Below are 14,820 nucleotides of genomic sequence, written 5' to 3' on the forward strand. Positions count from 1 at the left end.
GCGGCGGAGAGAAAGGACCGATCGCGGTGAGCGTGACGCTGTTCCGCCGACCAGCTCGGCAGCGACCGCCGGACATGCCAAGCGGAGAACTCTCCCTGCAAGAACCCCCGACGCTTTCCGAATCGGCGGGCGGGGGCATCGGCGGCCTTCTCATGTATCTGCCGATGGCAATCGGCTCCGGCGCCATGATGCTGATGTTCATGGGCAACCGCGGCGGCATCGCGCTGGTCGCGGTGGCCCTGATGTCGGTCGGCATGCTGGCCATGGGATTCGGGCAGATGGGCCGATCCGCGGGAGAACGCAAGCGGCGAATGCGCGGCGAGCGCCGCGATTACCTGCGTTACCTCGGACAAGTCCGCAAGCAGGTGCGCGACGCCGCCGCCGAGCAGCGCACCGCGATGGTGTGGCGGCACCCCGACCCGGCCGGCCTGTGGTCGGTGGCGATGAGCGGCCGGTTGTGGGAGCGCCGCATGTCGCACGCCGACTTCGCCGAGATCCGGATCGGCCTGATCCCCCAGAAGCTGGCCATGACCATCACGCCGCCGCAGAGCAAGCCAGTGGAGGACCTCGAACCGCTCTCGGCCAAGGGGCTGCGCCGCTTCATCCGCGCGTACGGCACCGTCAACGACCTGCCGACCGCGGTCTTCCTGCGCGGGTTCGCGCAGGTGCAGCTGCGCGGGGACGCCGAGGCCGGCCGGAAGCTGATGCGCGCGATCCTGGCCCAGCTCGTCACCTTCCACTCCCCCGATGACCTGAAGGTCGCGGTCTGCACGAGCGACGACCAAGCCGAAAACTGGGACTGGGTGAAGTGGCTGCCGCACTCGCAGCACAGCACCGAACAGGACGGGGCGGGCAACGTGCGGCTCACCGCCCATTCGGCCGCGGACCTGGAGGCGCTGCTCGCCAGCGAACTGGGCGAGCGCGGGCGATTCGAGGCGGGAGCCGCGCCGTCCCGGGACGAGGCTTATGTCGTGGTGGTCGTCGACGGCGTGGACCTACCCACCGAGTCGAGGCTGATGGGCGCCGGATACCGCAACGCCATCGTGATCAACCTGGTCGAGCGCTGGCCGACCGCCGCCAACCGGACCACGCTGCGGTTGGAGGTCAGCCCGGATTTGCTGGAGATGATCCGCAACGACCGATCCGGTGCCGAGGTCCGCACCAAGCTGGCCACACCCGACACGCTCAGCGTGCGCAAGGCGGAGGCCCTGGCGCGCCACATCTCGCCTTTCCGGTTGGGGGCGACCGCCGACATCGTCGAGCCGATGGTCACCGACTTCGACCTCGGCGCGCTGCTCGGTGTCGGCGAGATGGACCAGTTGGACCCGGCCAGGGTCTGGCCGCGGACCAACGGCCCGGACCGGCTGCGAGTGCCCATCGGCATCGCGGAGAACGGCTCCAAGATCGAGCTGGACATCAAGGAGTCCGCCCAGGGCGGAATGGGGCCGCACGGGCTGCTGATCGGTGCCACCGGCTCCGGTAAGAGCGAGTTGCTGCGCACGCTGGTGATGGCGATGGCGGTCACGCACTCCTCGGAGATCCTCAACTTCGTCCTGGTGGACTTCAAGGGTGGGGCGACGTTCCTCGGCCTGGACGAGCTGCCGCACACCTCCGCGGTGATCACGAACCTGGCCGACGAAGCGCCCCTGGTCACGCGTATGCAGGACGCCTTGCAGGGCGAGATGGTGCGGCGGCAGGAACTGCTGCGCAGCGCGGGCAATTACAGCTCCCTGCTGGAGTACGAGAAGGCCCGCGCCGCAGGTACGCCGCTGGCGCCGATGCCCAGCCTGTTCCTGGTGGTCGACGAGTTCAGCGAGCTGCTGGCCTCGCACCCGGACTTCTCCGAGCTGTTCGTCATGATCGGCCGGCTGGGCCGCTCGCTCGGCGTGCACCTGCTGCTGGCCAGTCAGCGCATCGACGACAGCCGCATGCACAAGCTGGAAAGCCACCTGTCCTACCGGATCGGGCTTCGCACGTTCTCCGCGATGGAGAGCCGGTCGGTGATCGGTGTCCCGGACGCCTACCAGCTGCCCAGCGCGCCGGGCAACGGCTACCTGCGGTCGGACGTCGCCACGCTGATCCGGTTCAAGGCGGCATACGTCTCCGCGCCGTTCAAGCGGCGCACGGTCGAACAGCGGCAGGAGGAGGTGCGCCGGCAGGTCGTGCCGTTCGGCGCGACCCGGCTGCCCGACCGGGAGGCCGCGCCGGAACCGGTCGAGGTGGAACCCGAGGCTTCCGGTGCCGAGGAGTCGTCGGAGACGCTTCTGCAGGTCGCGGTCGGCCGGCTGCGCGGCCAAGGCCCGCCGGCGCACCAGGTTTGGTTGCCGCCGCTGGACGAACCGCCGACGATGGACCAGCTGCTCCCGCCGTTGGCGCCCGACCCGGTGCTGGGGCAATGCGCGGTCGGCTGGCCGGGACGCGGCCGGCTGTCGGTGCCCGTGGGCGTGGTGGACAAGCCGTTCGAGCAGGCTCGCGACCTGTACCTGGTGGACCTTTCCGGGTCCGGCGGGCACGTGGGCATCGCCGGCGGTACCCAGTCGGGCAAGAGCACGCTCCTGCGAGCGATGATCACCGGGCTCGCGCTCACCCACACCCCGGTGGAAGTGCAGTTCTACTGCCTCGATTTCGGCGGCGGGACGCTGCAAACACTCAGCGAGCTGCCCCACGTCGGGGGCGTGGCCGGCCGCATGGACACCGAGCGGGTCAGCCGCACGGTGGCCGAGGTGCAGGGCGTTCTGGCGACGCGGGAGAAGCTGTTCGCCGAGCACCGCGTGGAAAACATGGCCGAGTACCGCGCGATGCGCCGCGACGGCCGGATCACCGAGGACCCGTTCGGCGACGTGTTCCTCATCGTCGACGGCTGGTCGACGGTGCGCTCCGACTTCGACGAGCACGACGAGACCATCCGGCAGATAGCCGCGCGAGGCCTGACCTACGGGATCCACGTGGTGCTGACCACTGCCCGCTGGTCGGACATCCACAGCGCGCTTCGCGACCAACTCGGCACCCGGCTGGAGCTGCGGTTGGGCGACGCGATCGACTCGGTGATCGACATGCGCGCGGCGGCCGGGGTGCCCAAGCAGCCCGGTCGCGGCCTCACCCCCGACAAGCTGCACTTCTTGGCCGCGGTGCCGCGCATCGACGGCCGGCAGCGCACCGACGATCTGGCCGAGGCCGCCCGCTCGCTGAGCGAGACGGTCGCCGACAGCTGGGGCGGACCGCTCGCGCCGCCGGTGCGGATGTTGCCCGCCGTGCTTCCGGCGGTGGAAATGCCCGCGCCGGATGGCCAGTTGCGGGTGCCGCTGGGCCTGGGCGAATCCGACCTGCAGCCGGTGTGGCACGACTTCTCCAGCCAGCCGCACCTGACGGTGCTCGGCGACACCGCCAGCGGCAAGAGCGCCGTGCTGCGGCTGATCGCGCACGCGGTCACGCAGAATTACGCGCCCGGCGAGGCGCAGATGATCCTCATCGACTCCCGCCGGGCCCTGCTCGACGCCGTGCCGGACGAATACCGCCGCGGCTTCGCGTTCTCCGGCGCCGCGGCGTCCGAACTCGTCGGCCCGGTCGCGGCCGAACTGCGGGAGCGGCTGCCCGGTCCGGACGTCACACCGCAGCAGCTGAAACGCCGTGACTGGTGGTCGGGGCCGGAGGTCTACATCTTCGTCGATGACTACGACCTGCTCGCCAGTTCGATGGGCGGCCCGCTCGACTCCCTGCTGGACCTGCTGCCGCAGGCCGCCGACATCGGCCTGCACGTCATCCTGGCCCGCAGCGCCGCCGGTTCCGGCCGGTTGTCGATGGATTCGGTGGTGCGGCGCATGCAGGAGTCCAACACCCCGGATCTGGCGCTGTCCTGCCCGCCCACGGAAATGCCGCTGCTCAACGGGATGCGTCCGCGCACTCTTCCCGCGGGACGCGCGTACATGGTCACGCGGCGCAGTGCGACATTGCTGCAGACGGCCTGGCTGGAGCCGGCCGGAGCGGCGGACCGGAGCGCATCATGAGGCGGCCGGGTCTAGTGGCGACCGCGCTGCTGATCCTCGCCGGGCTCGTCGCCGTGCCGTTTCCGGCCTCCGCACAGACCGGCTCTTGCGCCGCGCCGGCGAACAACGTCGTCCGCGAGTTGCCGTGGTCGCAAAAGCGGCTCGGGCCGCAACGGGCGTGGAACCTCAGCCGGGGCGGCTCGATCCTGGTAGCGGTCGTGGACACCGGAGTGAGCGCGACGGCGCCGACGCTGGCCGGCCGGGTGCAGTCGGGGGCGGACCTGCTCGGTTCCGGCCCGGCGAACAACGACTGCGCGGGCCGTGGCACGTTCATCGCGGGCCTGATCGCGGCCGCTCCGACCCCCGGTGTCGGTTTCGCCGGTATCGCGCCGGGATCCACCATTCTGCCGATCCGGGTCGCCCAGAGTCCCAGCGAGGTCGATCCGTCGAAGCTGGCCGACGGAATCCGGCGCGGCGTGGATGGCGGCGCCAAAGTGATCGCGGTGTCAATGGGTACGCCCAGTCCGGCGCCGGCGCTGCGCTCGGCCGTGGATTATGCGGCCGCGCGTGACGTGCTCGTGATCGCCGCGGCCGACCTGGACATGGATGAAGGGCAAACCCCCTACCCGGCCGCTTTTCCCTCCGTGCTGGCGGTTTCCGGCATCGACGAGACCGGGGCGCCGCGGCACAGCGGCTCGAACACCGCACCCGCCATGACGCCCGGCTTGGCGGCGCCCGGGAACAACGTGGTGAGCATCGGCCCGAGCGGTCCCGGGCACATCACCGGCTCCGGCGGCGGGGTCGGCGTCGGATTCGTCGCGGGTGCGGCGGCGCTGGTCCGCAGCTACCACCCGCGGCTGACCGCCGACCAGGTCCGGCACCGGATGGAGGCCACCGCCGACCACCCTGGCTCCGCCCTGCCGGACCCCGCGCTCGGTTTCGGCGTTGTCGACCCGTATGCGGCGGTGGCGCGGGTGCTGCCAGAGGAGTCCGGGGAAAAGCCGCTGGGCGAGCCGGCTCCGCCGGTCCGGGTGCCTCCGGTGCCGATCGTCGACCACACCCCGGAGTACATCGCGGTGGCGCTCGCCATCGTGGTGGTCACCGCAATGGTGCTCGGCGCTTCGACGGCCGCGGTCATCCGACGTGGCCGCAAACGGGGTTGGCGCTCTGCCTGGGCGGCCAGCAAGCCGGAGACCCCGGCCACCGACTAGACGGACCGCAGGAACGACCGGTATTCACAGCGACTATTCACAGCGACCCTCGATAAGCGGCGGTGATTCCCGAAACGATCAGTGATCGTGCCCGTTGGGGCAGAGTGCGTGTACTAGATCCCGCCTGAGCTTGACTCCGCCGTGCCCGCGGCAGAATCTTGCGATGCAAAGTCATGGCCGGGACCTCAAAGCAGTGCCGCTGGGACCGGGCGTGTTTCGGGCTGCCTTCGTGGCCGGAAGACGCGCGGATTCAACGCCAGCGGGAACGACAGCGCCCGGCACGCGAAGCGATCGCCGACCTGGGTGGGTCTCGCCGCGCAGGCACTGGTCCTCTCACCCAGGTCGGAGCGAGGAGCGGGTCGTGGAGTCCTTCGCTGACGACAGCGTCCTAATCGGCCGCGACGACGAAGTCCGGTCTCTCCAGGACGCCGTCCGGCAGGTCTCGCAAGGGCGCGGTGGATCGGTATGGATCGACGGCGAGCCCGGCATCGGCAAGTCGGCGCTGCTGGCGGCCGGTCTGGCCGACGCCGAGGAACTCGGCTGCCAGGTGTTCCGGGGCACCGCCGATGAGTTCGCGCAGCGGTATCCGCTGCGCGTCATGCTGGACTGCCTCGGTGTCGCGGCGAATTCGCCGGATCCCGACCGGCGGGCCATCAGCGAGATGCTGTCCGGTGCCTGCCCCGATCCGTCGGCGGTCGTCAGCGAACGATTGCTGGCACTGGTCGACCGCATGTGCACCACGTCACCCGTGATTCTGATGATCGACGACATCCAGTGGGCCGACGAGGCGGACCTGCAGGTCTGGCACCGCCTGGGCCGGATGATCGGGCACCTGCCGCTGCTGCTGATCGCCGCCGCCGGTCCGGCTCCCCGCCGCCCGGAACTGGCCTGCCTTCGGCGCGGGCAGATCGCCACGCACGCATCGGTCATCGTGCTGGATCCGCTCAGCGCCGCCGCGACGGCGGAGCTCGCCGGGCACCTGCTCGACACCGCGGCGGTAGGACCGGCCCTGCGGCAATTCCTGGAACGCGCGGCCGGAAACCCCAGGTATGTCCGCGAAATCGTCGACGCGCTCAACCGCGACGGCCACCTCACCCGGTCGGCGGACGACGTCGAGCTGACCTCCGAGTGGTCGACGCTGCCCGAACCGGTGGCGGCGCTGATCGCCGCCCGACTGCGCCTCCTCGGTGAAACCACGTGGGAAGTGCTGCGGGTGGCGGCACTGCTCGGCCCGGCGTTCTCGGTCACCGATCTGAGCACGGTGTCCGGCCGTCCCGTGGTGGAATTGGTCGGCGTCGTCGAGGAGGCCCTGGCCTGCGGCATCCTGCTCGAATCCGGTGCCCGGCTGGAGTTCCGCCACGGTGTGGTCCGGCAAGCCCTGTATGAAGGGATTCCGCACGCGCTTCGGCTCGCGCTGCACAACCAAGCCGCCCGAGCGCTGGACGCGACCGGCGCCCGGATCGAGTACATCGCGGAGCACTTGCTCGCCGCCCTGCCCGGCGAGGCTGCCCTCAGCATCGACGACCGGATCGTCGACTGGCTGGTGCGCAATGCGCGCAAGCTGGCCGACCGTGCCCCCGAAATCGCCGTCGACCTCCTTACTTCGTGCTCTGCCGCGCTGGATCCCGACGACGCTCGCCTGGAACCGTTGCGACTCACGCTGGCCTCCGTGCTTCTCCTGCTCGGGCGCCCGGAGCAAGCCCAGGAACTGACCGAGCGGCTGCTGGCCGAAACCCAGGACCCCGCGACCGCCGCCGAGACGAGCTGGCACCTCGCGTGGTCGCTGACCACGCGGAACCGGCACGACCAGGCCCGGACCGTGCTCGAAAACGCCATCGGCGCGCCCGAACTGGGTAGTCGCTGGACCGCCCGCCTGCAAGGCTTGCTCGCCACCATCAGGTTTCGCCTCGGTCATGTCGAACCCGCGGCGGCGACGGCAGGCCAGGCGCTGGAGGCGGGGCGGCCGGGCGGCGATCGATTGGCGATCGGCTTGGCGCTGCACGTGCGGGGCATGGTCTCGGCGGGGCGGTACGACCTGGCGGAGGCGGCTGCCGACTTCGATCGCGCCCTGACCGAATTGGGCAATGAGCCCGAATACGGCGGCCTGCGGTTGCAGATCCTCGCCGATCAGCGGCCCGTTCTCCTCGAACTCGGCAAGGTCGACGAGGCCGAGCAGGCCGTCCGGGAAATGCTGGTCGTCGCGGAGCGAAGCGCCGCCGCGCCCAGGCTCGGCGCGGCGCGGCTCGCAGTAGCCGAGCACTTCCACGCCACCGGGCGGTGGAACGATGCGGTCGCCGAACTGGAAGCGGCGATGCAGGTCTACGACCGGATGGCCACCACGCACCAGGCACGGTTGCGCGAGCTGATCGCGATCATCGCGAATCACCGCGGCGATCGCGCCGCTCCCGGGGCACAGCTGTCGCCCGGGAACCTCGCCGACGGGACCGATTTCGCGCTGTTGGCGCAAGCGATGCAGTCCGAGCGCAACGGCCACCCGGAGGATGCCGTGGCGTGTCTGCGCACGGCGTTGGCGTCCGGGGCGCACCCGGGTACGCGGCACACCTGGCTGCCACGTCTGGTACGGCTCGCGTTGGCGGCCGACGACCGCGACACCGCGGTCCGCGCCACCGATGCCTGCGAAGCCGATGCCGCCCGGGGCTCGGCTCCGGGAGTCGAAGCGGCGGCCCAGCATTGCCGAGGACTGCTCAAGGGCGACCCCCTCCTGATCGAAACGGCCTACCGGCGGGTGGATCAGCCGCCCAGGCATGCCCAGGCGCTGGAAGACGCCGCCGTCCTGTTCGCCCGGCGCGGCGATCTCGGCGCCGCCCGCGCGGCATACGTCGAAGCGACCAGGATCTACACCGACCTGGGCGCCAACTGGGACCTGCTTCGCGCCGACGCCCGGCTGCGACCGCACGGCATGCGCCGGCTGCGCGCCCGGAGCCGCACCACGGCCACCGGCTGGGACGCCCTCACTCCCACCGAACTTGAGGTCGCCCGGCTCGTCGCGGACGGCCACGCCAACGCGGACATCGCGGCCATGCTGTTCTCGTCCAAACGGACCATCGAGGTGCACGTCTCGCGCATCCTGGCCAAGCTCGGGGTGCGTTCCCGGGTCGAGATCGCCATCGAGGCCACCCGGCACCCCCGTTCCGGGCAATCCGGACCGCTGCCGCAGAAGGACCGATATTGCGGTTGATTCGAAGCCGACCTCGTCCTGAACCGTTGACCGCTGCACGTTCCCGGAGGCGCTGCGCGTGACTGCCACCCTTGCCCAGGTCAGGGTGGCTGCGACGCGCAGCGCCTCCGTGCGGTGCTGCGGCCGGGGAGGAGGGCCGGTTAGGTGACCTCCGCACGCCAGGACCATCACATTCGGTATCACGGCGCGCACCCCGGCCAGGGTTCACGTTGCCCTTATCTACCCGATTTCGCGGTGTACGTGAGTCCACGGATTCCCCGGCGCACTACAAGAGGAAACCTGGTCATCAAGCAGACGGTGATCGAGCGCGATCGGTCTCGCGGACAACTGCCACTGATCGGACCAGGGACGGTGAACACGGTGAATTCCCTCGCCCAGTACGGGAAGAGCGCGAACAAGAAGGGATGCGTCATCAGCGTGAGTGCGCCGAAGGAGCCTGCGTCCGACCCGCAGGCCGTGCTCCGCAAGCTCTACGCCGACTACTCACCGGCCCTGCACGCCTACCTCTGCCGGTGGCTCTCCGATCCGCACCAGGCCGAAGACGTCGTCCAGGAGACGATGCTGCGCGCCTGGCGGCATGCCGACGCGTTGAGCCGTCCCGAACTCGGCTCGGCGTGGGGCTGGCTGACGAAGGTGGCGCGCAACATCGCCATCGACAAGGTTCGCGCCCGCCGCGCGCGCCCCGCCGAGGTGGAGGAGTCCGCCGGCCTCGGAGTCGGCACGCTGGAAGACCACTCGAACGATGTGATCACCTCGATGTCGGTGGCCGATTTGCTGCAAACGCTGCTCCCCGAACACCGCAGCGTGCTCTACGAGGTCTATTTCGCCGACCGAACCGCCGCCGGTGCCGCCGACTCGCTCGGAATTCCGGTCGGTACGGTCAAATCCCGCGTGCACCACGCACTCCGCAAGTTGCGCACGGCGATGGAGCCGAGCGAACTCGCGAGTTGAGCCGTTCACCAAGCCGTGCGGCACAATGCCGATATTTCCGACAGCCCGAACGGCGGCAGCGACGAACCCCCTCAGCGGCGAACGGCTAATGCAGCGAACGGCCGCAGTGCCGAACGGCTAATGGGCGGATCGTCCACAAGAGATATTTAGCCCGCCTTGAACATTTTCTGGCGCGTCTGAAGCCTGGAGCTTTGCGCGACGCCACCGCTACGCACCGGCGTGGACTACACCACGCCAGGCGTCGCGCACCTGAGCAACCCCCTGACAGGTCGGCACCTCCGCCGACGCAGCGCCCCGCCGACCCGAAGCCGGACTCCCGTGCGATCATCGCGGGAGGACGCCAGGTCGCCTTTGTCGCAATTAATCGTTTCAACGACGCTTGGTTCGGAAACGAAATTGAGAGCTTGGTCGCCCAACACGTGTACAGATGGGCAACTAACCGGACAATCAGCGAGCACGGGCCCAAAACGGTACCGGCGCTTGCACTACCCTGATAAGAGCGGGATTTCCTTGACTCTGGGAGAGAGGTGGCGATGCCTGCGAGCGTGAGCGGCCCGCTTCAGGTCGAGTTGTTGGGACCGGCGCGCGCTTGGCTCGGGCAGGACGAGATCGCTCTCGGTCCGCCACGCCAACGAGCTTTGTTCGCCGTCCTGGCGTTGCACGCCAACCACGTTGTGTCCCGGCACGAACTCATCGATGCCCTGTGGGGCGAGTCGCCGCCGGCCAGCGCCGAAGGCAGTGTCTATACCTATGTTTCGGGCCTGCGCCGCTGTCTGGAGCCGGAGCGGTCGCCCCGGTCGAACGACGGTGTCCTGATTTCGGAATCCACCGGTTACACCCTTCGGCTGCAGCCCCCGGAAGCCCTGGACGTCAGCGTCTTCAACCGGCTGCGTGAGCAGGGGCGCCAGCAGCTCGCCGCCGGCGACCACCAGGGCGCGGTGGAATCCCTGGACGCGGCATTGGGCTTGTGGCGCGGCGAAGCGCTATCCGGGATTCCCGGCCCCTTCGCCCAGCTCCACCGGGAACGGCTCGCGGAGCTGCGCCTGGCCACCATGGAACACCGGGCTTCAGCGGTGCTCGGGATGGGCGGCCACGTGGAACTGGTGGCCGAACTTTCCGGGCTCGTGGCGGAATTCCCGCTGCGCGAGTCCCTGCGCGCGGCGCTGATGATCGCCCTCTACCGCAGCGGCAGACCCGCGGAGGCGCTGGAGACGTTCCGGGACGCCCGCCGGGTGCTGGTCGAAGACCTCGGCATCGAACCCGGGCCCGAGCTGCGCGGCGTGCACGAGCAGATCCTGGCCAATGATCCCGCGTTGGACCCGACGCCGGCGAAGCCGCCGAAGTCCTCCGCGGGCACGGCACCGCTGTCGATCGTTCCGGCGCACATCGCCCGTGCGCTGCACCGAAGCGACGAGGACCGGTTCGTCGGACGCGCGTCGGAGGCCGCGCGACTGCGGGAACTGGTCTCGGAGGTGCTCTCCGGCCGCGGCCGACCGGTGTGGATCGAGGGCGAAGCCGGCATCGGCAAGTCGGAACTGCTCGCGACCACCCTCGCCGACGCCGGCCGCCGCGGTTGCCAACTCGCGTGGGCGGTCGCCGACGAGTTGAGCCAGCGATTTCCGCTGCAGGTCATGACGGAATGCCTTGGCGTCGAGACGAAAGCCCCGGACACGCGGCGGGCACAGCTGGCCGCCGCCCTGCACGGGGAGCGTTCCACGGAATCGGTCAACCTACTGCTGGAACTCGTCGACGAGTTGTGTGCGATCTCGCCGCTGATCCTGGTCATCGATGACCTGCAGTGGGCCGACGAAGCCAGCGTGCTGGTGTGGCATCGGCTTTGCGCGGCAACGCGCCAGTTGCCGCTGTTGCTGGTGGCGGCGACCCGCCCGGCACCGGACCGGGTCGAGGTGGGGCAGCTGCGTCGCGCCGTCGAATCGCGGGACGGCGAAGTGTTCCACCTCGGGCCGCTGACCGACCACGAGACCGAAGAGCTGCTCGGCGAGATGGTCGGGGCCAAACCGGGTCCGGTGTTGCGGGAGATAGCCGGGCGTGCGGCGGGCAACCCGCTGTACGTGCAGGAAATGACCGATGCCTTGATCCGCGCCGATGCCGTGGAGATCGCGGACGGCACCGCCGACGTCCCCGCGTCGTCGGTTTCCGACGCCCCCCGGTCACTCCTGGCCGCGGTCGGCAGGAGACTCGACCTGCTGTCCGCTTCGACGCGGGAAGTCATCCGCTGGGGCGCGCTGCTTGGTCTGGAATTCTCCGTCGCCGATGTCGCCGCCGCCACGGGCCGGCAAGCGTTCGAACTGCTGGAGGCATTCGAAGAGGCCGTCGTCGCCAACGTCCTCGTGGATGCCGAGTCCGAACTGGCGTTCCGCCACCCGCTGCTTCGGCAGGCCCTCTACGACGGAATCCCGAAGGCGGTGCGGGGCGCGCTGCACCGGCAGGTTGCCGAGGCACTAGCCCGTGGTGGCGCGCCGGTCAAGCAGGTCGCCGAACAGCTCCTGGCCGCGCCGAACGCCGACGACCGCTGGGTGCTGGAGTGGCTGGCGGAAAACAACGCCGCGGTGTCCAACCGCGCGCCGCTGATCGCCATCGACCTGTTCGAACGGGCGCTGGAAAGCTGCCCGATAGGCGACCCCAACCGGGAGTTGCTGCTCGTCGCGCTGGTGAAGGTGCTGTTCCGGGCGGGACGCGATCCGCTACAGCAGGCGCGGCAGGCTCTCGTCCTCGCGACCGACCCGCACCGGTCGGCGGAGATGCGCCAACTGCTGGCCGCGATGCTGCATCGAAGAGGGGAAACACCCGCGGCCATCGACACTCTCGGGGATGCGGCCGACAATCCCACGGTGCCGGAGATCTGGCGTGCCCGGCACAGATCCCTGCTGGCGAACTTCCGGCGCGGCAACCTCAGCGATCTGGAGGCAACCGAGAAAAGCGCCGATGAGGCATACGAGGAGGCGGTGGCAACCGGCGACCGCTACCCCATCGCCCACGCGGTTCAGACCATGTGGCTGGTGGACACGGTGCGCCGGGACCATGCGCGAGCGCTCAAGCACATCGACAAGGCGCTCGACGTGGTCGGTGCTGACGCCGATCTCTCCGAGTTCCGCTTCGACCTGCTCGACAACCGCGCGTTCACGTTGCAGAACCTGGACCGCCTCACCGAGGCCGAAGAGACCATGCATACGGCGCGCGAAGTCGCGGCACAGCATCTTTCGTCCAGCGGCCTTCAGGTGACCGAAGCGGTGCACTACTACTGGGTGGGCCGCTGGGACGAAGCCGTGCTCGAATTGCAGACCTCGACCGAGGACGGTCCGGCGATTTCCTTCTACGGGTTGCGTGAGCCCGGTCCGGCCACACTGCTTTCGCACGGCGTCAGCGCGTTGATCGCCGGGCGTCGGGATGACGGGAAGACGGCCGCGCGTCATCTCGACGCGGCCGAGGAATACTCGCCGTCCACCGGCGCCGAGCGGGAAAGCTGCGACTTCCTTTTGGTCGCGCAGGCGCTGGCGGCCGAGCAACGCGGCGAGCCGGACAAGTCGCTGTCCATTCTGGACCCGGTGCTCAATCCTGGCTTCGCGCCGTTGATGCTGCGCCACCAGTGGTTGCCGGATCTGGTGCGGTTGGCGGTTGAAATCGGTGACCTCGACCGGGCGAACCAGGCGCTGGAGGTGTGCCAGGAGGAAGCGGCCAAGGAAAGCCGGCCGGGCCGGGCCTTCACCGCGGTCGCGCGCTGCCAGGGGCTCATCTCGGGCGATCCGGAACCGATCATGGTCGCGGTGGAACACTACCGGGAAGTAGGCCGCGTGGTCGAACTCGCGGCAGCGTTGGAAGACGCCGCTTTGCTGCTGGCACAGCGGAATCTGCGCGAGGACGCGCAGTGCGCGCTGGACGAGGCGGTTCTGCACTTCGCCGAACTGTCGGCCCACTGGGACATCCGCCGGGCCGAGTCCCGGCTGCGCTCGTTCGACATTCGCCCGAGTGCGCAAACCTCGCTCGTCCGTCCCGCCGAGGGATGGGAGGCGTTGTCCCCGGAGGAAGTCCGGATCGCGACCCTGGTCGCCGAAGGCCGCTCCAACCCGGATATCGCGGCCGAACTGGCCGTGCCGAGACGCATCGTGCAAGGCCACGTCGCCCGCGTGCTGGCCAAGCTCAACGCGCACTCCCGGGTCGCCATCGTCGACGAAGTCCGCAGCCACGTCGCGGTCGGCTCGTAGCCCGACGCCACTGATGGTGGCTCGGTTCGATGCCCGGCAGCAGGTCGCGCGTAACCGTGCGACCTGCCGAGGAGTACTGGACCGCTTCGGTGTGCTCCGCGGCGGTCCAGCGATCGCCCGCGTGAACGCGGGCGCCAGTTTCCGGTCGCGGCCGTGCTGACGTTCGTGCACGCGCCGGGAATCTGGAAGCGAGGCGACGTCCAGGGTCGCTGGTAGGCCGCCTGCACACAACGTGGTCAACGGAATGCGATCAGATCGCGCCGGCACGCATCGCGTATGCCACCGCGTGGGGCCGGTTGCGCAGGTTGAGGCGGCTGGTCACGCCGTAGATGACGTTCTTGACGGTCCGTTCGGAGTAGCACAGCTTCTGCGCGATCTCCGCGGTGTCCATGCCATCGGCCATCAACCGCAGCACGTCGACTTCCCGGTTGGTCAGCCCGGAAGCGCTCAAACCGCGCGGCGTCAGCACTTCCCGCTGCAAGTGGTCGATCTGCTTGAGTAACTCGCCCAGCAGATCCGGGGGCATCACACCGCCGCCCTCGGCGGCGGCGACCACGCTGTTGATCAGGCGCGTCCCGGTCGCGGCCGTTCGCGGCAGCACCGCCACCACGCGGGATTCCACCGCGGCCAGCACGTCGGCGGGGTTGAGTTCATTGGTCACCAGCACCCGGGGCACTGACACCTGTTGTGCCGACTGGCGCAGTTCGGCCAGGACCTTGGCGTTGACGCGATCCACGGCGTACACGATCACGTCTGCGTCTGCCTCCGCGTTGCTCGGCAGCAAATACAGCTCCGATCGCGTGTTGAGGTAGCTCGTCAGACCGGCCAGGGTGATCGGATCTGCGGCTTGGACGGCCACTCGCACTCGGTCCATCAGGGTCTCCCACATGTTCCGTGATGTTGTGATCTCAGTGTGCGAAGACCGTCTTCATGGAATCTCTACGTCGCCTATACGCGCGTTTGCCCTGATCAGGCCCCTCTGTCGGGCAGCGAGCAACGTTTCCACTCATCGAGCAGGAGGTCGATCCAGACGACGTGGAGCTGAGCCGCCTCATCGTTGCCCGAGGCACGGCACCATCGGACGTACTCGCGAGCGTCCGCCATCTCCGACTCCAACCGCCGCAGCGCGGGCCCGATTTCCTCGGACAGATCGGTCGTGACCAACAGGTACCTCCCTCTCCGATACTGTCGATTAACCATGCCTGATAGTCAGGAGCGAGAGAAGGTCCGGTGCCGAGCATTGACCTTTCGAG

7 protein-coding genes are annotated in these 14,820 nt (G+C 69.4%); 5 read left to right on the plus strand and 2 right to left on the minus strand.

What is annotated here, in order from left to right:
• Positions 1-26 precede the first annotated feature (26 nt).
• From eccCa to BJ970_RS00070, 5 genes are all read left to right on the plus strand, one after another.
• Positions 27-4,004, plus strand: coding sequence for a type VII secretion protein EccCa (gene eccCa, locus BJ970_RS00050; RefSeq protein ID WP_184721869.1), 3,978 nt, complete (start codon positions 27-29; stop codon positions 4,002-4,004).
• Positions 4,001-5,194, plus strand: a complete 1,194-nt coding sequence (gene mycP, locus BJ970_RS00055) for a type VII secretion-associated serine protease mycosin (protein WP_184721872.1) — start codon at positions 4,001-4,003, stop codon at positions 5,192-5,194. The genes eccCa and mycP overlap by 4 nt, the downstream gene beginning before the upstream one ends.
• 361 nt (positions 5,195-5,555) lie before the next feature.
• Positions 5,556-8,393 carry an ATP-binding protein gene (locus BJ970_RS00060; protein WP_312864040.1) on the plus strand — a complete coding sequence of 946 codons (2,838 nt, stop codon included), beginning with the start codon at positions 5,556-5,558 and terminating at the stop codon, positions 8,391-8,393.
• Positions 8,394-8,753: 360 nt separating this feature from the next.
• A complete protein-coding gene (locus BJ970_RS00065) occupies positions 8,754-9,344 on the plus strand; it encodes a sigma-70 family RNA polymerase sigma factor (protein ID WP_376774979.1) in 591 nt (196 codons plus the stop codon).
• A gap of 533 nt (positions 9,345-9,877) precedes the next feature.
• Positions 9,878-13,567 (plus strand): ATP-binding protein, encoded by a 3,690-nt coding sequence (locus BJ970_RS00070; RefSeq protein WP_184721878.1) that lies wholly within the window; start codon positions 9,878-9,880, stop codon positions 13,565-13,567.
• A gap of 250 nt (positions 13,568-13,817) precedes the next feature.
• Here the strand turns inward: BJ970_RS00070 and BJ970_RS00075 are convergent, their stop codons facing one another.
• Together BJ970_RS00075 and BJ970_RS00080 are read right to left on the minus strand one after the other, a co-directional pair.
• Positions 13,818-14,441 carry a helix-turn-helix transcriptional regulator gene (locus BJ970_RS00075; RefSeq protein ID WP_184721881.1) on the minus strand — a complete coding sequence of 208 codons (624 nt, stop codon included), beginning with the start codon at positions 14,439-14,441 and terminating at the stop codon, positions 13,818-13,820.
• 95 nt (positions 14,442-14,536) lie between these two features.
• Complete coding sequence (locus tag BJ970_RS00080) at positions 14,537-14,731, minus strand: hypothetical protein (protein WP_246470612.1); 195 nt, start codon at positions 14,729-14,731, stop codon at positions 14,537-14,539.
• Positions 14,732-14,820 lie beyond the last annotated feature (89 nt).

The sequence above is a fragment of the Saccharopolyspora phatthalungensis genome (assembly GCF_014203395.1).
GTDB classification, from domain to species: domain Bacteria; phylum Actinomycetota; class Actinomycetes; order Mycobacteriales; family Pseudonocardiaceae; genus Saccharopolyspora; species Saccharopolyspora phatthalungensis.

Excerpts from the sequence above, each read along its gene's own strand:
- mycP (WP_184721872.1), top strand. The coding sequence starts at position 4,001 with ATGAGGCGGCCGGGTCTAGTGGCGACCGCGCTGCTGATCCTCGCCGGG.
- BJ970_RS00075 (WP_184721881.1), bottom strand. The coding sequence starts at position 14,441 with ATGGACCGAGTGCGAGTGGCCGTCCAAGCCGCAGATCCGATCACCCTG.
- BJ970_RS00070 (WP_184721878.1), top strand. The coding sequence starts at position 9,878 with ATGCCTGCGAGCGTGAGCGGCCCGCTTCAGGTCGAGTTGTTGGGACCG.